The organism is Streptomyces sp. NPDC046925 (genome assembly GCF_040644915.1).
Lineage (GTDB): Bacteria > Actinomycetota > Actinomycetes > Streptomycetales > Streptomycetaceae > Streptomyces.
This window is the reverse complement of the sequence record NZ_JBEYWZ010000002.1, coordinates 768,335-790,052: the sequence shown is the minus strand read 5'-3', so window position 1 is coordinate 790,052 and position 21,718 is coordinate 768,335. Positions and strand designations below refer to the sequence as shown.

19 protein-coding genes are annotated in these 21,718 nt (G+C 69.5%); 11 read left to right on the top strand and 8 right to left on the bottom strand.

What is annotated here, in order from left to right:
* Window positions 1–82: 82 nt before the first annotated feature.
* Together ABZ906_RS09900 and ABZ906_RS09895 are read right to left on the bottom strand one after the other, a co-directional pair.
* The gene (locus ABZ906_RS09900) at window positions 83–514 is read right to left on the bottom strand and encodes a VOC family protein (RefSeq protein WP_361182703.1); all 432 of its coding nucleotides are present in this window, start codon (window positions 512–514) and stop codon (window positions 83–85) included.
* A gap of 197 nt (window positions 515–711) precedes the next feature.
* Complete coding sequence (locus tag ABZ906_RS09895) at window positions 712–1,128, bottom strand: Fur family transcriptional regulator (RefSeq protein WP_361182701.1); 417 nt, start codon at window positions 1,126–1,128, stop codon at window positions 712–714.
* Between the two features lie 392 nt (window positions 1,129–1,520).
* On the opposite strand from ABZ906_RS09895, the gene katG reads away from it, so the two are divergent.
* The gene (katG, locus tag ABZ906_RS09890; RefSeq protein WP_361379802.1) at window positions 1,521–3,749 is read left to right on the top strand and encodes a catalase/peroxidase HPI; all 2,229 of its coding nucleotides are present in this window, start codon (window positions 1,521–1,523) and stop codon (window positions 3,747–3,749) included.
* A gap of 1,084 nt (window positions 3,750–4,833) precedes the next feature.
* On the opposite strand, the gene ABZ906_RS09885 is transcribed toward katG, so the two are convergent.
* Together ABZ906_RS09885 and ABZ906_RS09880 are read right to left on the bottom strand one after the other, a co-directional pair.
* Window positions 4,834–5,304 carry an NUDIX domain-containing protein gene (locus ABZ906_RS09885; RefSeq protein ID WP_361379799.1) on the bottom strand — a complete coding sequence of 157 codons (471 nt, stop codon included), beginning with the start codon at window positions 5,302–5,304 and terminating at the stop codon, window positions 4,834–4,836.
* 2 nt (window positions 5,305–5,306) lie between these two features.
* The gene (locus ABZ906_RS09880; protein ID WP_361379796.1) at window positions 5,307–6,053 is read right to left on the bottom strand and encodes an XRE family transcriptional regulator; all 747 of its coding nucleotides are present in this window, start codon (window positions 6,051–6,053) and stop codon (window positions 5,307–5,309) included.
* Between the two features lie 205 nt (window positions 6,054–6,258).
* Between ABZ906_RS09880 and ABZ906_RS09875 the strand changes: the two genes are divergently transcribed.
* A complete protein-coding gene (locus ABZ906_RS09875; protein ID WP_361381483.1) occupies window positions 6,259–6,498 on the top strand; it encodes a hypothetical protein in 240 nt (79 codons plus the stop codon).
* Window positions 6,486–6,731 carry a hypothetical protein gene (locus ABZ906_RS09870; protein ID WP_361379793.1) on the top strand — a complete coding sequence of 82 codons (246 nt, stop codon included), beginning with the start codon at window positions 6,486–6,488 and terminating at the stop codon, window positions 6,729–6,731. The genes ABZ906_RS09875 and ABZ906_RS09870 overlap by 13 nt, the downstream gene beginning before the upstream one ends.
* 150 nt (window positions 6,732–6,881) lie before the next feature.
* On the opposite strand, the gene ABZ906_RS09865 is transcribed toward ABZ906_RS09870, so the two are convergent.
* On the bottom strand, window positions 6,882–8,225 hold the full coding sequence (locus ABZ906_RS09865; RefSeq protein ID WP_361379790.1) for a Gfo/Idh/MocA family oxidoreductase: 1,344 nt from the start codon (window positions 8,223–8,225) through the stop codon (window positions 6,882–6,884).
* A 532-nt stretch (window positions 8,226–8,757) separates the two neighbouring features.
* Here ABZ906_RS09865 and ABZ906_RS09860 point away from each other — a divergent pair.
* From ABZ906_RS09860 to ABZ906_RS09825, 8 genes are all read left to right on the top strand, one after another.
* The gene (locus ABZ906_RS09860) at window positions 8,758–9,876 is read left to right on the top strand and encodes a Gfo/Idh/MocA family oxidoreductase (RefSeq protein WP_361379787.1); all 1,119 of its coding nucleotides are present in this window, start codon (window positions 8,758–8,760) and stop codon (window positions 9,874–9,876) included.
* Complete coding sequence (locus tag ABZ906_RS09855; RefSeq protein WP_361379784.1) at window positions 9,873–10,799, top strand: PmoA family protein; 927 nt, start codon at window positions 9,873–9,875, stop codon at window positions 10,797–10,799. Before ABZ906_RS09860 ends, ABZ906_RS09855 begins: the two co-directional genes overlap by 4 nt.
* Window positions 10,793–11,581 carry a cupin gene (locus tag ABZ906_RS09850; RefSeq protein ID WP_361379781.1) on the top strand — a complete coding sequence of 263 codons (789 nt, stop codon included), beginning with the start codon at window positions 10,793–10,795 and terminating at the stop codon, window positions 11,579–11,581. Before ABZ906_RS09855 ends, ABZ906_RS09850 begins: the two co-directional genes overlap by 7 nt.
* 69 nt (window positions 11,582–11,650) lie before the next feature.
* Window positions 11,651–12,934, top strand: a complete 1,284-nt coding sequence (locus ABZ906_RS09845) for an ABC transporter substrate-binding protein (protein ID WP_361379778.1) — start codon at window positions 11,651–11,653, stop codon at window positions 12,932–12,934.
* Window positions 12,931–13,890 carry a sugar ABC transporter permease gene (locus ABZ906_RS09840; RefSeq protein ID WP_361379773.1) on the top strand — a complete coding sequence of 320 codons (960 nt, stop codon included), beginning with the start codon at window positions 12,931–12,933 and terminating at the stop codon, window positions 13,888–13,890. The genes ABZ906_RS09845 and ABZ906_RS09840 overlap by 4 nt, the downstream gene beginning before the upstream one ends.
* Window positions 13,887–14,756, top strand: coding sequence for a carbohydrate ABC transporter permease (locus ABZ906_RS09835; protein ID WP_361379770.1), 870 nt, complete (start codon window positions 13,887–13,889; stop codon window positions 14,754–14,756). The genes ABZ906_RS09840 and ABZ906_RS09835 overlap by 4 nt, the downstream gene beginning before the upstream one ends.
* Window positions 14,753–15,361 carry a hypothetical protein gene (locus tag ABZ906_RS09830; protein ID WP_361379767.1) on the top strand — a complete coding sequence of 203 codons (609 nt, stop codon included), beginning with the start codon at window positions 14,753–14,755 and terminating at the stop codon, window positions 15,359–15,361. The genes ABZ906_RS09835 and ABZ906_RS09830 overlap by 4 nt, the downstream gene beginning before the upstream one ends.
* A complete protein-coding gene (locus ABZ906_RS09825; protein ID WP_361379764.1) occupies window positions 15,358–17,193 on the top strand; it encodes a hypothetical protein in 1,836 nt (611 codons plus the stop codon). The genes ABZ906_RS09830 and ABZ906_RS09825 overlap by 4 nt, the downstream gene beginning before the upstream one ends.
* Before the next feature lie 13 nt (window positions 17,194–17,206).
* Here the strand turns inward: ABZ906_RS09825 and ABZ906_RS09820 are convergent, their stop codons facing one another.
* The 3 genes from ABZ906_RS09820 to ABZ906_RS09810 form a co-directional block, all read right to left on the bottom strand.
* Window positions 17,207–17,932 carry a class I SAM-dependent methyltransferase gene (locus tag ABZ906_RS09820; protein ID WP_361379761.1) on the bottom strand — a complete coding sequence of 242 codons (726 nt, stop codon included), beginning with the start codon at window positions 17,930–17,932 and terminating at the stop codon, window positions 17,207–17,209.
* An 84-nt stretch (window positions 17,933–18,016) separates the two neighbouring features.
* Complete coding sequence (locus tag ABZ906_RS09815) at window positions 18,017–20,725, bottom strand: discoidin domain-containing protein (RefSeq protein ID WP_361379758.1); 2,709 nt, start codon at window positions 20,723–20,725, stop codon at window positions 18,017–18,019.
* A gap of 180 nt (window positions 20,726–20,905) precedes the next feature.
* Complete coding sequence (locus ABZ906_RS09810) at window positions 20,906–21,577, bottom strand: GntR family transcriptional regulator (RefSeq protein WP_361379755.1); 672 nt, start codon at window positions 21,575–21,577, stop codon at window positions 20,906–20,908.
* Window positions 21,578–21,718: the final 141 nt, after the last annotated feature.

Below are 21,718 nucleotides of genomic sequence, written 5' to 3'. Positions count from 1 at the left end.
GCCCGCGCGCGCCGTCGCGCACGTATCGGACGGCGAACGCCCGGGGGCGGTCTCAGTGGGGGCGGTCTCAGTGAGGGTCGTCTCAGACGGCGAAGACCTGGGAGTCGTCGGCGAACGCCTTGAACTCCAGGGCGTTTCCCGCGGGGTCGAGGAGGAACATCGTCCACTGCTCGCCCTTCTCGCCCTCGAAGCGCACGTAAGGCTCGATGACGAAGTCGATGCCCGCCGTACGCAGCCGCTCGGCCAGCTCCTGGAACTCGGGGATCGGCAGGATCAGCCCGAAGTGCGGTACGGGCACCTCGTGGCCGTCGACCGCGTTGTGGATGCGCCGGGCGCGTTCCGCCGCGAGGTGGGTGACGAATTGGTGGCCGTGCAGATTCCAGTCCACCCAGGTCTCCGCGCTGCGGCCCTGCTCCAGGCCGAGCACCTGGCCGTAGAAGAGGCGGGCCGCGGCCAGATCGTCGACCGGCACGGCCAGATGGAAGCGGGGGACGGCGGGGACGGGAGCGGTCATGGCGGTGCCTCCTGTTGCACGGGTTCCGTGGGTGTCCGGTCTGGGTACCCGGGCGGAATGCGCCAACCCCTGGTGTGCTGATCAGGCCGGATGCGTGCCTTACAGCGTGCCTGTGCCTGTGCCTGTGCCTGTGCCGGTGCCCGCACCTGTGCTTGTCCTGTGCTTGTGCCTTGCGCCTGTGGCCCGGCGTCCTGCGATCAGCCGCGAGCAGAGCACTCCGGACATATCCCCCGATAGGTCACCTCGGCCGCGGAGACGGTGAAGCCGAAGCGCTCGGAGGCAGGAAGCGCGGACAACGGGTCGCCGCCGGGGTGGACGTCCTTGATGGCACCGCAGCCCGAGCACACCAAGTGCTGGTGGGGCCGGTGGGCGTTGGGGTCGTACCGCTTGGCGCGGCCGGTGGACACCTCGATCACCTCGCCGAGGGTGACGAGCTCGCCGAGCGTGTTGTAGACGGTGGCGCGGGATATCTCCGGCAGCCGGGCGGTGGCGCGCGCGAGCACCTCGTCAGCGGTCAAGTGGACGTGCTCACCGTCGAGTACCTCGGCGACCACCCGGCGCTGAGCGGTCATCCTCCAGCCACGGCCGCGGAGTCGTTCCAGAAGGTCGCTCATGCGTACCAGCCTAACTGTGCTTGTCTGACGACTGAATTCCGTACGAACCCGTCTGTCGTATTGACTTGGACTTCGTCCATCGTAGGATCAGTTCCGGCCGACGGCCAAGGGACAGGGCAACAGCAGGGAACAGCAAGTGACTTCAGGAGGCGGGTCCGCTCGGCCCGGCATCCGGTACCCCGCTCACGGAGATCCAATCCGGCGAGCAGGCGGGCGTACGCGGCCTGGAACCGATCCCGGACCCGGTCCTGCCTTCCCGGCCGATGCGGCCCCTACCGCCCTCGGGCGCCCCAGACTGTTCCGCCGTTCGCAGTCTTCGCAGTCTTCGCAGTCTTCGCAGTTTTCGCAGTTCCTGAGCAGCACCGTGATCCGCCCCGTCCGGAAGGATTCCCATGACTGAGAACCACGACGCGATCGTCACCGACCCGAAGCCGGAAGAGACAGGCGGCTGCCCGGTCGCGCACGCTCGCGCGCCGCACCCGACCCAGGGCGGTGGCAACCGCCAGTGGTGGCCGGAGCGGCTCAACCTGAAGATCCTCGCCAAGAACCCCGCCGTGGCCAACCCCCTGGGCGAGGAGTTCGACTACGCCGAGGCGTTCAACTCCCTGGACCTGCCCGCCGTGAAACGGGACATCGCCGAGGTCCTCACGACCTCGCAGGACTGGTGGCCCGCGGACTTCGGCAACTACGGCCCGCTGATGATCCGCATGGCCTGGCACAGCGCCGGCACCTACCGGATCAGCGACGGCCGCGGCGGCGCGGGCGCCGGTCAGCAGCGCTTCGCGCCCCTCAACAGCTGGCCGGACAACGCGAGCCTGGACAAGGCCCGCCGCCTGCTGTGGCCGGTGAAGAAGAAGTACGGCCAGAACCTCTCGTGGGCCGACCTCCTCGTCCTGACCGGCAACGTGGCCCTGGAGACGATGGGCTTCGAGACCTTCGGCTTCGGCGGCGGCCGCGCGGACGTCTGGGAGCCCGACGAGGACGTGTACTGGGGCCCGGAGACCGACTGGCTCGGCGACGAGCGCTACACCGGTGACCGGGAGCTGGAGAACCCCCTCGGCGCCGTCCAGATGGGCCTCATCTACGTCAACCCCGAGGGCCCCAACGGCAACCCGGACCCGGTCGCCGCGGCCCGCGACATCCGCGAGACGTTCCGCCGCATGGCGATGAACGACGAGGAGACCGTCGCCCTGATCGCGGGCGGCCACACCTTCGGCAAGACCCACGGCGCGGGACCGGCGGACAACGTCGGCGACGACCCCGAGGCCGCCCCGATGGAGCAGCTGGGCCTGGGCTGGAAGAGCACGTACAACACGGGTGTCGGCAAGGACGCCATCACGTCCGGCCTCGAGGTCACCTGGACCGAGACGCCGACCCAGTGGAGCAACCACTTCTTCAAGAACCTCTTCGAGTACGACTACGAGCTCGGCAAGAGCCCGGCAGGCGCCCACCAGTGGGTGGCGAAGGACGCCCCGGAGATCATCCCGGACGCCTTCGATTCGTCGAAGAAGCACCGCCCGACGATGCTGACGACGGACCTGTCGCTGCGCTTCGACCCGATCTACGAGCCGATCTCCCGGCGCTTCTACGAGAACCCGGACCAGTTCGCGGACGCCTTCGCCCGCGCCTGGTACAAGCTGACGCACCGTGACATGGGCCCGGTCGTCCGCTACCTCGGCCCGGAGGTTCCCTCCGAGGAGCTGGTGTGGCAGGACCCGCTGCCGCAGCGCACGGGCCAGGTCATCGACGCCGCGGACATCGCGGGCCTCAAGGAGCAGATCCTCGGCTCCGACCTGACCATCTCGCAGCTCGTCTCCGCCGCCTGGGCCGCGGCCTCCTCCTTCCGCGGCAGCGACAAGCGCGGCGGCGCCAACGGCGCCCGCATCCGCCTGGAGCCGCAGCGCAGTTGGGAGGTCAACAACCCGGACGCGCTCGCGCAGGTGCTGCGCACGCTTGAGGGCATCCAAGAGTCCTTCAATTCCTCCAACTCGGCGGGCGGCAAGCAGGTCTCGCTGGCCGACCTGATCGTGCTCGCCGGCACCGCGGCCGTCGAGCAGGCGGCCAAGGACGGCGGCGTTCCCGTCGAGGTCTCCTTCACACCGGGCCGCGTGGACGCCTCGCAGGAGCAGACCGACGTGGAGTCGTTCGCCGCGATCGAGCCCGCCGCCGACGGCTTCCGCAACTACGTGGGCAAGGGCAACCGCCTCCCGGCGGAGTACCTCCTGCTCGACAAGGCGAACCTGCTGACCCTGAGCGCCCCCGAGATGACGGTGCTCGTCGGCGGCCTGCGCGTCCTGGGCGCCAACTACCAGGGATCCAAGCACGGCGTGCTCACCACGGCTCCCGGCACCCTGACCAACGACTTCTTCGTCAACCTGCTCGACCTGGGCACGGCGTGGAAGTCGACGTCGGAGGCCCAGGACACGTTCGAGGCCCGCGACGGCGCCTCCGGCGAGGTGAAGTGGTCCGGCACCCGCGCCGACCTCGTCTTCGGCTCCAACTCCGAACTGCGCGCGATCGCCGAGGTCTACGCGAGCGACGACGCAAAGGAGAAGTTCGTCAAGGACTTCGCCGCGGCGTGGACGAAGGTCATGGACTTGGACCGGTTCGATCTGGTCTGAGGTCTCCTCTGATCGCGATATCCGGGGGGCCGGCGCCGCAGTGACGTAGCAGCCCGCGGGGCGGCGGCTCACGGGCGGGGGCCTATCGCAGGCCTGTCGCGATCAGTGCGGAACGCTGAAAGAGGGCGGGACCCAGCGAGACTGGGTCCCGCTCTTTCTTGACTACATCCGCCCTGGTCAGCGTCTAGATCGTGCTGATCATCAGCGAGTGCTTTCGGCAGGGGGAGCTTCTGCCCTGGCGGGCGAGGTGGGGCGTGAACCTGCGGGCTGAGGGGCTTAGAAGGCGCCTGCCGCTTCAGGATGGACCAGTAGCCTGAGATGCTCGGAGAGCCCGCCAGTCCATCACTTGGCGAACTTCGACACGTATTCGACTGCGGCGCCGGAGCAGCCTCCGGGCCAATTGTGTCCGTGCGGAGGCGGGAGGGGTCACAGTGGAGTCCAGTTCGCAGATATTGGCGCTGGCGGGAGTCGCCGTTGGCGCAATTGTCTCGTTCATTGCCGCATCCCTCAACGAGCGCTTTCGATTCGCAAGGGAACAGAATAGCTGGTGGAATGAAAAGAGGCTTGAGGCGTACGTTGAGTTTTTCGAGGTGGCAGATAAGGAAGTTAATGTTGCGCGACGCATAGTGTCAGGAGGGGGCGTAGGTGCTACTGGTCATCCCCTCACAGGGGATGAAGCACGCGAACTTCTAGCGCAGTGTGAAGGTGCCCGAGCCAAGAGTGCTAACAGGTTGGCGCTTCTAGGTGACTCGGCGACATTGACGGCAATTCGAGGACTCACGAAGGAAATATGGAGAATTGAGTGGATCGCGCGAGACCTTCTAGACCCTAATGAAGAACAGTGGCTGAGCTGTCTCGCTTCTTATACCGAGGCTCTTAACTTGGCACAGTCGTGCATCCGAAGTGAGCTCGGGGTCCCGGGCGATTTTTTGCCGCGCAGCACATTTGCAGCCCCCTACGTGCCCGAATTGCCACCGCGCAGCGAGGGGTAGCTGCTGGCAGCGGTGCTACTACTGCGCTCCCTCCAGCTGCCGCCGCGTAAGGTCCTCACCTAACCCCCTGCTGCCCGTTCGGTCCGTGACCATCAGCCGAGATAAGGGCGTTCTCGGTGCTCCACGAAGTGCCGGAGCCTGAGCCGCTGCGTGTGGTGCATTGGCAGTCCTTCAAGCTCCTCCGGGCGGACAAACCGGAGTTCAGTCGACTCGTTAGAGATCGCGAGTTGTCCGCCAACGGTTTGGGCGGTGAAGCAGACATTGAACTGTCTCCGGACCTCGCCGTTCGTGTACTCGATGATGTGCTTCGGGTCGGTGTACGTACCGACCAGGCCTGTGATCTCCACGTCCAGGCCGGTCTCTTCCTTCACCTCGCGGATCGCCGTTCCGGGGAGGGAATCGGTGAGGTCCATGCCGCCCCCGGGCAGCGCCCACAGGTCGTTGTCCCGGCGTCGCTGGAGCAGGATGCGTCCCTGCTCGTCGGTGACGACCGCTGAGGCCGCGACGACCATGCTGTTCGGCTTGGGGGCGTTCGGGTCGTCGTAGTACTCGGTGCGCGCCATGGTCATTCCTCCTGCTGTACCGGATCAGCCGTCGCCCATACCGCGTCGAAGCTCTGCCCGTAGGTGTCGAACATGCCGCCTTCCCCGTTACGGCGGAGATGCCACACCGGGGCACCGTAGGCGTTCACTCCCCAGACGTGAGCGTTGATCAGCATCTGGTCGTCGGCGCGGTACAGGGAGTTGTAGAGCGTCGTTCCGTGGGTCCTTATCTCGATGCCGGATACGTCGACCAACGGGAGGTAGTGCATCAGGGCCAGTCGGCACCGGGACTCGATTCCGTGACCGAACCGCTCCTCCTTACCGCGCGCCTGGACGTTCGGGCTTTCGGCGTCACCAATCGCGATGCGTACGGTGCAGCCCTCGGCGGCTCGCTCGCGCAGCAGATCGTTGAGGCGCGGGTACGCCTCGTGTAGGAAGACGGCCGCGTAGACCAACACGTCGATGTGCTCGCGGGCCTGCGTCATCATGTCCACGAACGTGGATACGGGGAGGTCCGCACGTTGCTCGTAGAGGGCCACCAGCTCCGGGCTAATTGCGCGGGCGGCGCGGGCCTGCCGCAGTGCCGGCCAGAGTGCGTGCACGTCTTCTCCTAGGGCTTCAGCCGCCTCCAAGGCTGTGGCTCGGCGCGGCGTACGACCCAGATTCACCCATCGCTCCACCGACTTAGGGTCGACCTCAACGGCCTTTGCGAGGGCGGCGTACGTCCAGCCTCCGGCCGCCATGACGGCACGTAATCTCTCGTTCTGCATGAGTCTCCCCCTGTCGGTCGGGACGGCACTAGGGACGTTCTACCCGACGCGGGACGTCCCGAAGTGGGGCTTGGGGGTGGTTCCTGGGTCCCCTCCGTTGACCCGATGCTTCTCCGCATGAGCACGGACGGATGCGACTGCACACCGGGTGATGCGGCACCCCGGTTCGGAGTCGGTTCGTCCCGTCTGCGAGCAGGAGGCAGAAGTGATCGACAACGCGGCCCTACCGACTATCGGCACCCTCGTGGTGGATGAACGCACCGACAAGGCCGGCATCGTCATGGGCCATGAGGGCCCGTACGTACAACTCCGCCCGCCGCGGGGCGGCATGGAGTGGGATGCCCCGCCTGAGGCAATCCGTGAGGCCACCCAAGCCGAAGGGCTGAGCGCGAAGGTGTTCCAGGCCAACGAAGTGTCCAGGGGGAACTGCCGTTGGGGAATGTGAGCCCTCGGGCCATGCTGCGGTTCGAGACATGGACTCTCGAACCCGACCGGGACCCTGACGCCGAACCCACGACGTATGCCATGCAGTGCGCGGTGGACGGCGATACGTCACCGACCAGCCATGACTTCGTCGAGCCCCAAGACTGGGTCCTCAAGCACTGTGGCAACAACCCCTCACACCACACCTACCGCGAGATCATCACGCGCCCGTGGCGATCTTGGATGGGTGTATGACGCGCCACATGATCCACTGCCCTGAACGTCGACGGCCACCCGGCTTGGTGTGGGGCGACCTCACGGCCGAGAAGATTGAGGCGATCCCGGCGCTGGGGTGGTCTGGGGCGTCGGGGCCGGTTCTGCGGAGGGGCGGCCCCGACGCACAGCTCACCTCTCCATCAGGCTCCGCGCATCCACCGGAAACCCCGTTTCGAAGGAGCGGTTCGCGGCGAGGCCCGTGGACAGGGAGAGGGCTCCGTCGGTGGCGTCGGCCGCGCGGCCCAGGGGGTCCGTGTCGCCGGGTGGTCGCTTGCCGAAGAGGTCCGCAAGCATGCGTACGTCTCCGCCGCCGTGGCCGCCTTCCCCCGTGGGTACCTTGATCTCTCTGGGCTCCTCCCAGAAGCGGCGCAGCAGGAGTTGGGTGCGGCCGGGATCGTCGCCCGCCGCCGCGCCGTGCAGGACGGGGCTCGCGCCGTCCGTCCGTGCGTCGGGGCGCGTCCAGGTCGACTCCTCCACGAGGAGTTCGACGCGGCCTTCGCTGCCGTTGAAGGCGATCCGGTAGCCCTCCCAGGGTGCGTACGCGGTGAGGTGGTACGTGAGGGTCGCGCCGGTGGAGTAGCGGACGAGGACCGCCATGTCGTCCTCGATGCTCACGCCGGGGCCGAACACGTTCTGGTCGCGGTGGTAGCCGTCCTCCGTCTCCGCGTTCAGGTAGAGGGCGGTCAGTACGGAGGAGTCGGCGAGGCGGATCGCGTAGGGGTCGTCTTCGGCTGCGGGGGAGCCGTGGGCGCGGGCGTAGTCGCGGGCCAGGCCGCGGCGGTTGCCCGCTTCGTCGCCGTAGAAGAAGAGGCCGCCCTGTGCGTAGACCGTCTCGGGCTGTGCTCCCAGCCACCAGTTGACCAGGTCGAAGTGGTGGGTGGCCTTGTGCACCATCAGGCCGCCGGAGTTGGCCTTGTCGCGGTGCCAGCGGCGGAAGTAGTCCGCGCCGTGCCGCAGGTCCAGGAGCCACTCGAAGTGGACTGAACCGACCTCGCCGATTTCGCCGCCTGCGAGGAGTTCGCGTACCGCCGAGTGCACCGGGTTGTAGCGGTAGTTGAAGGCGACCCGCACCTCGCGGCCCGTGCGGCGCTGGGTATCCAGGATGCGGCGGGCGCGCTCGGCTGTCGTGGTCATCGGCTTTTCGGTGACCACGTCGCAGCCCGCTTCTAGCGCGCGCACGATGTAGTCGTCGTGCAGGTGGTCGACCGTGCAGACCACGACCAGGTCGATGCGCTCCCGCCTCAGCATCTCCTCGAAGTCGTCCGCACCATAAGCGGGGACGGGCGGTCGGCCGGGGCGGGCGGGTGCGATCCAGGTGTTGTGGACTGCCATGCGGTGCGCGTTGACGTCGCAGAAGGCGGCCAGATCGATGCGGTCCGCGTAGGGGCCGGCGAGCGCCTCGGTGAAGAGCTGGGCGCGGGCGCCGAGTCCCACCACGGCACAGCGGCGACGGTGCGAGGTGTCGGGAGGCATGGGGGATTCCCTTCGGGCAGAGGGGGGAGGGAGGTGCAGAGGGAGGGTGCGGGCCTTCGGGCGGGGCTTTGTGGGGAGGTGGTGAACGCCCGGCGACGTTCGCGAGTACGCCCGGACCGGGCCTCGCGGGCGCCTCGAATCGCCGGGCATTGGCGTCCCCGTGGGTGCGGAGTAGGCGGGCACGCCAAGCACGCATTGCAGGAAAGTCCCACCGCGATGCCGGTATTGCCGTACCGGGCTGCGAATTTTCTGCAATCCGCCCCGCCCGACCGCCCGACCGCCCGACCGCCCGACCGCCCGCCCGACCGCCCGACCGACCGACCGACCGACCGACCGTCCGACCGATCCGCCCGACCGATCCGGGGTACCCGGTCCGGACCAAGACGCCCACGCGGGCGCACCCGGACCAGACCAGGACGTCCACATGTTGAGTCGTTTCACTTTTCGGCTCCGAGGTCTTGTCCTGACATTCCTGCGGTGCCTAGGGTCGGCCCCAGTGCAAGCGCTTTCTAAGCTCGTTCGAGGAGACCGTATGTCCTCCACCCCCACGCGTCTACGGGCCGCCGTCGTCGGCACCGGCGGCATAGTCACCGGCAGTCATCTGCCCGCCCTGCGGGCCCACTCCGACCGGGTCGAGCTGAGAGCCGCCGTCGACGTCGACCCCGCCCGGCTCGACGCCTTCCGTACGCAGGCCGAGGCGCTGGGTATGGACGTCGAGGGCTACGCGGATTACGAGACGATGCTCGACGAAGTCCGCCCCGACCTCGTCCTGATCGGCACCCCGCCCTCGCTCCACCGTTCACAGACCGTGGCCGCCCTCAAGGCCGGCGCCTGGGTGCTGTGCGAGAAGCCGCTGTGTCTCTCGCTCGCCGAGTACGACGAGATCGCCGCCGCCGAGGAAGCATCGGGAACGTACGCCTCGGTCGTCTTCCAGCACCGCTACGGCTCCGGCGCCGTCCACGCCCGCGAGCTGATCGCGAGCGGCGAGCTCGGCGCGCCCCGCGTCGCGCACTGCCAGACCACGTGGCACCGCGACAGCGCCTACTACGCGGTGCCCTGGCGCGGCCGCTGGGAGAGCGAGGGCGGCGGGCCCACCATGGGGCACGGTATTCATCAGTTCGACCTGCTGCTGCATCTGCTCGGCGACTGGACCGAGGTGCGCGCCATGGCGGCACGGCTCGTCCACGACACCGAGAGCGAGGACGTCTCGACCGCCCTGGTGCGCTTCGAGAGCGGCGCGCTCGCCACCGTCGTCAACAGCGTCCTGTCCCCGGACGAGGTCAGCCGCATTCGCGTCGACTGCGACGACGCCACGGTCGAACTCACCCATCTCTACGGCCACTCCAACGACGACTGGACCTACACCCCCGCCCCGCACGTCGAGCCCAGCCGCGCCGACGCCTGGCGCACCCCCGTCGCCGACGTCCCCAGCTCGCACGCCGCCCAGCTCGGTGCCCTCCTCGACGCACGCGAGCGGGGCGTACGACCGCCGGGCAGCGGAACCGACGCCCGGCGCACCCTCGAATTCGCCGCCGCGCTCTACAAGTCGGCGTTCACCGGAAAGCCGGTGCTCGCGGGCGAGATCGCCGCCGGCGACCCCTACTACCCGGCCATGCACGGCAGCCACACCGACTGGAGCCCCGCGCGATGACGATCCAGGTCACCCACACCCACGGCGAGCGGATCACGGTCCGCTCGGGCGGCGGCGTCGAGCTGCTCGGCTACGTATACGCCCCGGACCCCGACCCCTTCGAGGCCCGCAAGCCCTACATCCACCCCCTGCGCACCCTGGCCGGACACCAGGTCTCGGGGTATCGGCCGAATGACCACCGCTGGCACAAGGGTCTGCAGATGACCGCGAGTCATCTGTCGGGGCAGAACTTCTGGGGCGGCAACTGCTATGTCCACGGCGAGGGTTATCTGCGGCTGCCGGAGCGGGTCGGTTCCATGCGCCACGACGGCTTCCCCGCCCTGGACGTCGGGGAGGACCGCTTCCACCTCACCGAGGAGCTGACCTGGATCGAGAACGGCGGCCAGCCGTGGGCCAGGGAAGAGCGTGACATCACCGTCCACTCGGTCGACGAGGACGCCGGATCCTGGGCCCTTGACTGGTCGATCCGCCTGACCAACATCCGCGACGAACCCCTGCACTTCGGCTCGCCCACCACCGCGGGCCGCGAGATGGCCGGATACACCGGCCTGCAGTGGCGCGGGCCGCGCGACTTCACCGGCGGCGCCGCCTTCGGTCCCGGCGACGAGAAGGACGCCGGTGAGCTGATGGGCACGCAGGGGCCCTGGCTCGCCTTCACCGCCGAGCACGACGACGTCGACGCGCACTCCACGCTCGTCTTCGCGCACGCGCCGGAGAACCAGGAGGAAGGGACCGCGATCCACGAATCGCACTGGTTCGTGCGCTCCGAACCCATCCCCACCGTCGCCTTCTCGTGGGCGTTCTTCGAGGAGTTCGCGCTGCCGCCCGGCGCGTCCTTCGCCTACCGCTACCGCGTCGTGGTCGCCGACGGCGCCTGGGACCGCGACCGCGTCGCCACCCACCTGAAGGGACTGTCATGGTGAGCCTTCCCCACCAGTCGCCGAGCCTTCCCGACCCGCCGCCGAGCCTTCCGCACCCGCTGCCCGGAGCCGTCGGCCTCTCGCACCTGAGCGCCTACGACTGGGAGGCCGCCGACGGCGTGTGCGGCGGCAGCCCGCACCTGCACCTGGTGTGCACCGAGGCGTACGTCGTCACCGGCGGCCGCGGCGCCGTCCAGACGCTCAGTCCCGACGGTTACCGCGAGGTCCCCCTGGAGGCGGGCTCGGTCGCGTGGTTCACCCCCGGCACCGTGCACCGGATGGTGCAGGGCGGCGACCTGCGGATCACGGTCCTGATGCAGAACAGCGGCCTGCCCGAGGCCGGGGACGCCGTCTTCACCTTCCCGCCCGACGTACTCGCCGACCCCGAGCGGTACGCCGCCGCGGCGAAGCTCCCCGCCAAGGAGGGCCCGGAGGCGGAGGCCGCCGCCCGCAAGCGCCGTGACCTGGCCGTCGAGGGGTATCTGCCGCTGCGCGAGGCGCTCAAGGCCGGGGACAACGGCCCCTACCTGGAGTTCCAGCAGGCCGCGGCCCGACTCGTACGGGACAAGGTCCCCGCCTGGCGCGAGCTGTGGCAGGCCGGCGCCCTGGCCACCGCCGAACGCACCGGCGTGCAGCTGGATGCCCTCGCATCCGGCAGCCCCGATTACCTCGCGGGCTCCGGCTCGTACGACAGCCGCCCGTCACGCCTCGGCGGCTACGGCATGTGCGGGCGCCGCGACGAATACGAACTGCCGGGCACGACGCTTCCGTACTACGGCGAGTAGCCGCAGCGCCGTACACGAAGCGCCCATCAGAAGGCCATACACACATCGGAGAGGAGAGGTGTCATCGGCATGCCCGGAAACAGGACAAAGTGGTCCTGCGCGACGGCCGTAATGCTCACGCTCAGCGTGCTGCTCACCGGCTGCGGCGGCTCGGACGAATCGAGCGGCGGCGGCAAGACCGTGCTGCGCTACACCTGGTGGGGCAACCCCGACCGGGCGGCCCGTACCCAGGAAGCCGTCGCGCTGTTCGAGAAGGAGCACCCGGGGATCACGGTGCAGACGTCGTTCGCCGGCTACGAGGCGTACAAGCAGAAGCTCGCCACGCAGGCGGCGGGCGGCGACGCTCCCGATGTGATGCAGCTCGACTACCGGCAGATCGACCAGTACGCGTCCGGCGGCATCCTCCTCGACCTCGGTAAGCAGAAGAAGGCCCTGCGCACCGACGAGATCGACGCCGGGCTCCTGGCCACCGGTGTCGTTGACGGCACCCAGTACGCGATCCCGCAGGGCCGCGGCACCGAGACGGTCGTCTACGACGCCGAGCAGTGGAAGGCGGCCGGGGTGGCGCTTCCGCGTAACGGCTGGACCTGGGACGACTGGGCCGATGCCATGCGGGAGCTGGCCAAGAAGAGCGGCAAGCCCGGATCCGTCGACCCGGGGCAGAGCGAGGACTGCTTCGAGGTGTGGCTGCGCGGCCAGGGCAAGACCCTCTACACCAAGGACCGCGAGCTCGGCTTCACCGCCGATGACCTGACCCGCTGGTGGACCTTCACCGACAAGCTGCGCCGGGAGGGCGCGGTGTCGGCCGCCGAGCAGACCACCCAGCTCGACGGGACGGTGGAGAACCAGCCGCTGGCGCGCGGCAAGGCGATCTCCGACTTCAACTGGGACGCGCCGTCTAGCGGATTCACGCCCATCGTGGGCGAAGGCCTCACGCTCGCCCCGATGCCCTCGGGCACGGACGGGACGCCCGGCCAGTACTTCAAGCCCTCGATGTTCATGGGCGCCGCGGCCACCAGCGAACACCCGGAGGAATCCGCCGCGTTCATCGACTTCATGATCAATGACGAGAAGGCGGCGAAGATCCTCGGCGCCTCCCGTGGCATCCCCGTCAACGAGCCGATCCGCGACGACATCGGCCCCGGACTCAAGGACTTCGACAAGACCGTCGCCGACTACCAGGACTCCGTCGACGGAAAGCTCGAAGCACCGCCACAGGCACCGCCCTCCGGCGACAACGCCCTGCAGACCACCTTCGGGCGTGACTACGACCAGGTGTCGTTCGAGCAGATGTCACCCCGCGAGGCCGCGGAGGACTTCATCACCGAGGCGAAGGCGGAGGTGCGGTCATGACCACCACCGACATACCCGCGAAGGCCGCCCGCGCCAAGAGCCCCGAACCCCCGCGCAGGCGACGCGCAAAGCGTGAACGCGAAGGCGCCGCCTGGGTGTTCCTCTCGCCCTGGGTGCTGGGCGCCGTCGTCCTGACGCTGCTGCCCATGGCCGTCTCGCTGTATCTGTCCTTCACCGACTACGACCTGTTCAACGCCCCGCGCTGGGTGGGCTTCCGTAACTACGTCCAGATGTTCACCGAGGACCCGCGCTACTGGCGCTCGGTCGGCGCGACCCTGACGTACGTCGTGATCGCCGTGCCGCTGCAACTGGCGCTCGCGCTCGCCGTCGCCCTGGCCCTGAAGTCCATGCGGCGCGGCAAGGCCTTCTACCGGTCTGCCTTCTACGCCCCTTCGCTGCTTGGCGCCTCGATGTCGATCGCCCTGGTGTGGCGGGCGGTGTTCAACGACGGCGGCACCGTCGACAACCTCCTCTCCGACATCGGCATCCACACCGGGGGTTGGGTCAACAAGCCCGGCTGGGCGCTGCTCGCCGTGGCGCTCCTGACGGTCTGGCAGTTCGGCGCACCCATGGTGATCTTCCTGGCGGGGCTGCAGCAGATCCCGACCGAGCTGTACGAGGCCGCCGCCGTGGACGGGGCCAGCCGCAGGCGGCAGTTCCTCTCCATCACGCTGCCGATGCTCTCGCCGGTGCTCTTCTTCAACCTGGTGCTCCAGACCATCCAGGCCTTCCAGGTCTTCACCCCGGCCTTCGCGGTCAGCGGCGGCAAGGGCGGCCCCGCCGACTCCACCCTCTTCTACACGCTTTACCTCTACGACCGCGGCTTCGTCGCCTCCCACATGGGCTACGCCTCCGCCATGGCCTGGGTCCTGCTGATCGCCATCGGAGCCGTGACCGCGGTACTCTTCCGCACCTCGCGCTCCTGGGTCTTCTACGCGAACGAGGGGGAGCGATGACCACCACCACTGCCACCACCGGGAACCGGCGGCCCGTCCCCTGGCGCCGTATCGCCCTGCACGCCGGGTGCCTGGCCGCGCTCCTGGTCATGCTCTATCCGCTGGCCTGGCTCCTCGCCACCTCGCTCAAGCCCGCCGACGAGGTGATCGCGAGCCTGAACCTGCTGCCGAGCAAGCTGGAGTGGTCGAACTACTCCACCGCCCTCGACGGCGTGGACGACGTATCGGTGGGGCGGCTGCTCAGCAACTCCCTGCTGATCGCGGGCGGCGCGGTCCTCGGCAACGTACTGAGCTGCTCCCTCGCCGCCTACGCCTTCGCACGGCTGCGGTTCCGCTTCCGCGGCCCGCTCTTCGCCTTCATGATCGCGACGATCATGCTGCCGCACCACGCGGTCCTGATCCCGCAGTACATCATCTTCAACCAGCTCGGCATGGTGAACACCTACTGGCCGCTGATCCTGCCGAAGTTCCTGGCCACCGAGGCCTTCTTCGTCTTCCTCATCGTGCAGTTCATGCGCGGCCTGCCGCGCGAGCTGGAGGAAGCCGCCCGAATCGACGGCTGCGGCCCGTTCCGCAGCTTCTTCCTGGTCGTCCTGCCACTGACCAGGCCAGCCCTGATCACCACCGCGATCTTCACGTTCATCTGGACCTGGAACGACTTCTTCACCCAGCTCATCTATCTCTTCTCGCCGGAGAAGTTCACGCTGACCCTGGCGCTGCGGTCGTTCGTGGACGCCTCCAGCCAGTCGGCGTTCGGCCCGATGTTCGCCATGTCGGTGATCGCGCTCCTGCCGATCGTGCTCTTCTTCCTCGCCTTCCAGCGCTTCCTGGTCGAGGGCATGGCCAACTCCGGGGTCAAGGGATGAGCGCCGCCCGGGCCCGCGAGACGGGCGAGATCTTCGGGCCGCGGATGACCCTGTTCGCCGACGTCCTTGCCCTCGGAGCGGTGACCGCGGTTGCCTGTCTGCCGCTGATCACCGCCCCGGCGGCGCTCTCCACCGCCTGCGCGGTCGTGCGCGGCACCAGGGACGAGCAACCGGCCACGGCGAGGCGCTACCTGGCGCTGCTGCGGGAACGCTTCCGCCCCGGTGACCTCGCCGCGGGCGCCGTCGCACTCGCCGGGGTGCTGCTGTTCGCCGCGGATCTGGCCCTTGCCGGGGCGGGGCTGCCCGGCGCCCGGGTCTTCGCCGTGACGGCCGCGGTGATCGGGACGTGCGCCGTGGTCGTGGGCCTGCGGGCGTGCGCCCGCCCCGAAGCGCTCACCGACTGGCGGGCCGCTGTGCGCGGCGCCGCCGGTGACGCGGCGCGGGACGTCGGCGGCAGCGCGCTTGTCCTGCTCGCCCTTGCGGCGGCAGCGCTGTGCGCCTGGATGATGCTGCCGCTCGCGTTCCTCGTGCCGGGGCCGCTGGCCCTCGCACTCACCGCCATCGACGTACGGGGCGTTCGCGTGCCCCACGGGGAGACAGCGTGATAGCCCGCAGAACCTTCCTCGCCACCTCCGCCACGGCCTCCGCGGCGGGCATCGGCGCCGTCTCCGGCCGGCCGGCGGCAGCGGCGGACGGCGCCGCATCCGCAAAGCCACGGCGCAACCCCCGCCGGGACGAGGACTTCCTCGCCTTCCTCACCGAGGCAGCCGACGCGCGCGCCGCCGCCGTCCTCGACGGATACGACGACCACCTCACCGAGCTGCGCGACCGGGGCAAGGCCCGCGCCGCCGCCCGCAGCCTGCGCACGCTCACCTCGGTCCACGTACATCCCGCCTCGGCGTACCACCACGACGGCGCGCTCCCGGGCCCGCTGGCGGAACTCGCGGACGCCCTCGCCGAGGAGCAGTTCGACGACGGCCTGTGGGACCAGGGCGCCGTCCACTCACCGCCCGACACCGCCTTCTCCATCGTCGACCTGAACATCGCCTACGCCTTGCTCGACCGGGACGGCGAACGGGCCACCGCCAAGCTGCGCTCCACGATCGAACGCATCCTGCGCAAGGCGGGCCCCGGCCTCGCCAATGGCGGTGTGCACACCGCCAATCACCGCTGGCTGGTGTGCTCGGCGCTCTCCCGCATCCACCGGCGCTGGCCCGATGCCTCGTACCCACGGCGCATCGACGCCTGGCTCGCGGAGGGCATCGACCAGCTCGCGGGCGGCGAGTACAGCGAGCGCAGCCCCACGTACTCGGCGGTGGTCACCAACCCGGCCCTGCTGACCGTCGCCCGCTTCCACGACCGGCGTGACCTGTACGCCCACGTCCGCGACAACCTCACCGCCTCGCTGTATGTCACCGAACCCAACGGCGAGGTGGAGTCCGTCCATTCGCGGCGCCAGGACCAGGCGGCGCTGCGCTACCTGCCCGAGTTCTGGCTCCAGTACCGGGAGCTGGCGATCCGTGACGGTAACGGCACGTTCGCGGCCATGGCCGCGCTGATCCAGGAGCGCGGCACGGAGCAGACCTTCGGCGAGACCCCGCCGGGCGACCGGCTCGCCGAGGTCCTCGACCGTCCCGAGCTCGCCCGTGAGCTGCCCGCGGCGATAGAGCTGCCGACGGACTTCGCGCACCACGACGACAGCTGCCGCCTGGTGCGGGTGCGCCGAGGCGAGCGGACGGCGAGCATCTTCGGGGGCACGGATCTGCCTGAGCTGCATGCCATCTCGTCGGGCCTGTCGACCAACCCGACGTTCTTCAAGATGCGCAAGGGCGCCGCGATCCTGGACTCGCTGCGTCTTGCCCCGCAGTTCTTCTCGCTGGGCCCCTTCCGCTCCGAGGGACTTGAGCGGCGCGGCGACGCCTGGCGGCTGCACGCGGAGGTCCGAGCCGCCTTTCACCAGCCGCTGCCGCGCCGCCACCGGCGCAAGGACGGCCTCTACCCGCTCACCGACGACGGCCGCTTCTGGTCGGCGATGGAATTCCCGCACAGGCCCAAGGAGTACCGGGCCCTGCGCACCGAGATCCTGGTGCGGGAGCTGGCCGACGGCGGCTGGGAGCTTTCCTTCGACGTGTCGGAGTCCGCGGTGCCGCTCGCCCTTGAGCTGTGCTTCCGCCGGGGCGGAAAGCTGGCGGGGGAGGGCCTGGAGCCGGTCGCCGGGGCCGATGACACCTATCAACTGGTCAGCGGCGAGGCGAGCTACACGGTCGGCGAGGACCGGATCACCTTCGGCCCCGGCAACGGAAAGGGCGGCAAACAGCCTCCCGTGGTCGAGCCGGGGGAGCGCTACACCTGGATGAACGGCTCCCTCACTCCGGACGGCATCCGGGTACTGATCACCGGTCGCTCGCCGCTGACGTATCGGATGACCCTGCGCTGACGCGCCCGCCGTCCTACGGGCGGCGGGCGAGGAACACGAACTCCCGGCCGGGGCGGTCCGGGGCGTCGCGGATCTCGTCCACGACGAAGCCGTGCGCCGTGAGCGAGGCGGTCACCTCGTCGCGCTCGCGGAAGCGCAGGGTCGAGTCGGAGGTAAGGGTCTCGCCGGTCGCGGCGAGCACATAGGTGTGGCGGAAGGACACCAGCGGCAGGCTGACGTCGGTGACGTCCACCCAGGTCTCGACGTCACCGATGCCCTCGACGGCGACCGTGCGGTGGGTCGCGGCGCGGTTCCACCCCTCCCACGCCCGCCGGGCGGGGTCGCGGGTCTCGAAGACGAGGTGGCCCCCGGGCCGAAGGGCCGCGTGGAGGCGGCGAAGGCTGTCCTGCCAGACCTGCGGGTCTGCGATGGCCTGGGCCACGTTGGCGGTCATGGTGACGAGGTCGACCTGCATCCCGGGGAGCGCGGTCGCGTCGCCGTGGAGCCACCGGACGTGCTCGCTGCCGGGCTTGGAGCGCGCGACGTCGAGGGAGGCGGAGGCCGGGTCCACGGCGGTCACCCGCAGCCCGCGCCCGGCGAGCAGCAGCGCGAACGTGCCCGTGCCGCAGCCCACGTCGAGTACCTGACGCGCTCTCAGTTCCGCGGCCAGGTCGGCGTATACGTCCAGATCGCTGCGGTCCGCGTCGAGCGGGTCATAGAGCACCGCCAGCCGGGGATTGGTGTACGCCTCGTCTGCCACGACCGGCAGGCTAACAACGGGAGCGGCGGTGGAGGCACTGGTTTTCCGTGCCGCCACCGCCGCTGCCGCCTTTTGATCTGCGATCTACCGCTTGACGGTCAACTCCTGGATGCCCGCGGGCTTCTTGGCGTCCTTGGAGGTGAACTTCACCCGGACGTAGCGGGCCGTGCCCCCGTCCGAATCGGCCGTCTTCCAGTGCTGCCCGTCGAGTGAGGTCTGCACCGTCTTCTTCACCGGCTTCACGTCCGTCCAGCGCGGCGTGATCCGCGAGAACGCCGAGGGCTCGCCGAGGTCGGCGGTGAGGGTGGCGCGGGCGGAGTCAGGAACCCAGGCGGTGGCGTTGTTGCCGTCGAGAGCGGCCTTGGCGTACTGGCCGGGCTGTTCCGAACTCGCCTTGCCCGTGACGCACCTGGCCAGGTTGTCGGTCGGCTCCAGGTCTGGGCGGCGCGTCTTGAGGTGCGCGGGCGCGCCCTGGCTGACGACCTGCTTGCCCTGCGGGGTCTCGATCTCGAAGGGCTCTCCGTGGGTGAGACGCACGGTGGTCTCGTGCGCGCCGATGGCGATGTCGTACGTACGGCCCTGCCAGTGCTGTCCGTTGAGCTTGACGCCCTGCGAGAGCTGCGGCGGCAGCATCGGGTCGAGGTGCACGCTGTTCTCGCGCAGCCGCTGCCCGGTCAGGCCATGGGTGAAGACCTGGAGGAAACCGCCCTGGCCGGTCGTGAAGTTCTGCGCCGGGGAGCCCGACAGCGGGTCGGTGGCGCCCGCCTTGCCGCCGCGCGCCTCGGAGAAGAGGTTGAACGGGCCGCGCACGAAGGGCCGGATGGAGCGCTCCAGATAGGTGTACGCGGAGCAGCCGGGCTCACCGATGGACGCGGCGTCGACGGCGTGCACCGAGTCGGTCATGGCGGGGCCGTCGGGGTCGGTGCGGGCCGCGTAGTAGTCGAGGGTGTTGGTGGCGGCCTGCTTCGACATGGGCCACTCCAGCGGGTACATCAGGAGCACGGTGTCCGCCTGCTTGATGACCGAGCCCTTGTAGCCGTCGTACTGCTGGAAGACCTTCTTCTTCTCGTCGTAGGGGATGCGCAGTTTGTCGGCGACGGTGCCCCAGCTCTTCGGGGTGTCCTTGCCGAGGATCTGTGCGACGCGTCCCGCGGTGCGCAGGGTGGTGGCGGCGCCCGCGTTGGTGAACACGCCGTCGTCGACGCCGTTGCTGTACTCGTCGGGTCCTGCGACGTCCTTGATGGAGTAGCTGCCGTCACTGTTGCGCGTGGCGCGGTCGGCCCAGAACTCGGCGATCCCCTTGATCACCGGCCAGCCGCGGGTGCGCAGCCAGTGGGTGTCCTTGGTGGCGAGGTAGTACTGCCAGGCGGCCAGGGCGACATCGCTCTGCAGGTGGTTCTGGGTGCGGCAGTGCGGCGGGTCGACGCTGTGGCACTCGGACGTGAGGTCGCCCTTGCCCGCGCTGGTCCAGGGGTAGAAGAGGCCGCGGTGGCCGAGCTTCTCGGCGTTGGCGGCAGCGGCGTGCCGGGTGCGGTAGCGGTAGTCCACCACGGACTTGGCGAGGTTCGGGTGCGCGGCGAGCAGCGCCGGGTACATCCACGTCTCGGCGTCCCAGAAGATCAGACCGGCGTAGTTGTCGCTGCTCAGACCGGTGGGGGAGATGCTGTTGGACGAGCCGGTGCGAGTGCTGGAGAGCAGCCCGTACTGGGCGGATCGCGCCCAGGACTGCAGGTCGCGCTGTTGTTTGCCCTGTCCCGGCACCTCGATGTCGCTGCGCCACAGCTTGCGCCAGGCGGCGGTGTGCCCCTCGAACAGCGCGTCCCAGCCGCGCCCTGCCGCCCGCCGCGAGGCCGCCACGGCATCCCGCTCGGGGGAGCGGGAGGTCAGCGCGGTGTCGACGCCCACGTACTTGGTCAGCTCGTAGGTCTGTCCGGACCGGACGGGTACACCGACGGACTGATGGGCGCTCAACTTGCGCGTGGGAGCGGAGGTTTGTTCATTTCCTGTACGCACTCCGTGCCCCGCGCGGAGTGTCGAGGCGACCGTGCCTTCGGTCTTCGTACCCTGCGTGCGGAAGCCGACGGTCATGGTCCGGTGCTCGGAGCGGGTGCCTTCGGCGGTGGGGGTGACGCGTCGTGCACCGCGTCCGTCGATGCGGTCGGTGACCTTGGCGTGGCCGTCCCAGTGCGGGGTCATGCGCAGTCGTACGGCGCCGACATGGGGGTCGGTGCGGTCCGCGAGGACGTCGTAGACGAGGTCGGTGGCCCGGCCGTCCTTCGCCGTCCAGGTGAGTTCGGTGCGCACCAGGCCGCGGCGCAGATCGAGGCTCTGCCGGTAGTGCGAGATGCGGGAGGCCGGTGTCGCGGAGGTGAAGGTCTCGGAACCCTCTCCGCCGGTGGAGACCGTGAGCGGCGACCAGGTGGGGATGGCCGCGGCGACCTGGCGGTTCTCGGTGGTGTCCTTGTTGTGGGCGTAGAGGCCGGAAACGAAGGAGCCGTCGTAGCGGGGGGTGAACAGCGGCCATCCGGTCTTGGCGTCGGAGGCGGTGTAGCCGGTTCCGTTGGGCGCGACGCGCTGGCCGAGATAGCCGTTGCCGACGAAGGCGTGGTACGTGTCCTTCGGGTCGATGCGGGTGGACGTCATCGTCCAGCCGTCACCGGAGGACGCGGGCGTCGCCGGGCGCTGGGTGCTCGGTGGCGCTGTGCCGGCCGCCGCGGTGGGGGGAACGGTCGCGGCAAGCACACCCACGAGGAAGGGTGCGACGAACCGGGCCGTGCGGGGGAGGGACCTCATTGTTCTCCGTTGCGGGATCGCCGGGGAAGGTGAGGCGACCATAAAGATGTGAACGGTCCGCGTCAATGAATGTCGCAGTGCGTTGAAGAATCAAACGAACCCGCGAGTAGGCCCCGCCGGTCGCACCGCTTCCTGCTCCTCGTCCTGTCCCTCGTCCTGTCCCGCGTCCTGCCCCTCGTCCTACTCCTTGTCGCCGCGCGCCCAGAGCGAGCGGACATGCCCGAGATGGCGGGTCATGCACTGTTCCGCCCCTTCGGCGTCACCGGCCACCATCAGGTCGAGCAGCTCGATGTGCTCCTGCGCCGACGGGATAAGGCGCCCGCGCTCGTCCAGCGCCGTCAGGCCGTACAGGCGCGAGCGCTTGCGCAGGTCGCCGACGGTCTCGACGAGCCGGTCGTTGCCGCCGAGCGCGAGCAGGGAGAGGTGGAACTGCCGGTCGGCCTCGAGATAGCCGATGAGGTCGTGGTCGCGGGCCGCGCGGACGATCTCGTCGGCCACGGGACGCAGGCGCTCGAGGTCCGCGCGTGAGGCGGACCGGGTGATGCGGCCGACCATGGGGACCTCGATGAGGGTGCGGATCTCGGTGTACTGGTCGAGGTCGCGTTCGTTGACCTCGGTGACGCGGAAGCCCTTGTTGCGGACCGGCTCCACCAGGCCCTCGCGGGCCAGGTCTAGCATCGCCTCGCGCACGGGCGTCGCGGAGATCCCGAAGTCCTCGGCGAGCACGGGCGCCGAGTAGACCTCGCCGGGACGCAGCTCGCCGGATATCAGCGCGGCCCGCAGATGGTGGGCGACCTGGTCGCGCAGCCGCTCCTTGGGAGTGACGAGGGTGCGCTGTGGGAGGTGACCCATGGTGGTGATCCCTTCGTGGCCCGCAGGCCGTGGCCCGCGCGCCCGCCCCCGAGTGGTTCACCAGCGTACAAGGTCACAGGGGTGCCGCCCCTGCATCCGGTGCGCGCTCGATGCGGGCGAGCGGGCCGAACGGGCCTGTAT

Excerpts from the sequence above, each read along its gene's own strand:
- ABZ906_RS09900 (WP_361182703.1), bottom strand. The coding sequence starts at position 514 with ATGACCGCTCCCGTCCCCGCCGTCCCCCGCTTCCATCTGGCCGTGCCG.
- ABZ906_RS09895 (WP_361182701.1), bottom strand. The coding sequence starts at position 1,128 with ATGAGCGACCTTCTGGAACGACTCCGCGGCCGTGGCTGGAGGATGACC.
- katG (WP_361379802.1), top strand. The coding sequence starts at position 1,521 with ATGACTGAGAACCACGACGCGATCGTCACCGACCCGAAGCCGGAAGAG.
- ABZ906_RS09885 (WP_361379799.1), bottom strand. The coding sequence starts at position 5,304 with ATGGCGCGCACCGAGTACTACGACGACCCGAACGCCCCCAAGCCGAAC.
- ABZ906_RS09880 (WP_361379796.1), bottom strand. The coding sequence starts at position 6,053 with ATGCAGAACGAGAGATTACGTGCCGTCATGGCGGCCGGAGGCTGGACG.
- ABZ906_RS09865 (WP_361379790.1), bottom strand. The coding sequence starts at position 8,225 with ATGCCTCCCGACACCTCGCACCGTCGCCGCTGTGCCGTGGTGGGACTC.
- ABZ906_RS09860 (WP_361379787.1), top strand. The coding sequence starts at position 8,758 with ATGTCCTCCACCCCCACGCGTCTACGGGCCGCCGTCGTCGGCACCGGC.
- ABZ906_RS09855 (WP_361379784.1), top strand. The coding sequence starts at position 9,873 with ATGACGATCCAGGTCACCCACACCCACGGCGAGCGGATCACGGTCCGC.
- ABZ906_RS09850 (WP_361379781.1), top strand. The coding sequence starts at position 10,793 with ATGGTGAGCCTTCCCCACCAGTCGCCGAGCCTTCCCGACCCGCCGCCG.
- ABZ906_RS09845 (WP_361379778.1), top strand. The coding sequence starts at position 11,651 with ATGCCCGGAAACAGGACAAAGTGGTCCTGCGCGACGGCCGTAATGCTC.
- ABZ906_RS09840 (WP_361379773.1), top strand. The coding sequence starts at position 12,931 with ATGACCACCACCGACATACCCGCGAAGGCCGCCCGCGCCAAGAGCCCC.
- ABZ906_RS09835 (WP_361379770.1), top strand. The coding sequence starts at position 13,887 with ATGACCACCACCACTGCCACCACCGGGAACCGGCGGCCCGTCCCCTGG.
- ABZ906_RS09830 (WP_361379767.1), top strand. The coding sequence starts at position 14,753 with ATGAGCGCCGCCCGGGCCCGCGAGACGGGCGAGATCTTCGGGCCGCGG.
- ABZ906_RS09815 (WP_361379758.1), bottom strand. The coding sequence starts at position 20,725 with ATGAGGTCCCTCCCCCGCACGGCCCGGTTCGTCGCACCCTTCCTCGTG.
- ABZ906_RS09810 (WP_361379755.1), bottom strand. The coding sequence starts at position 21,577 with ATGGGTCACCTCCCACAGCGCACCCTCGTCACTCCCAAGGAGCGGCTG.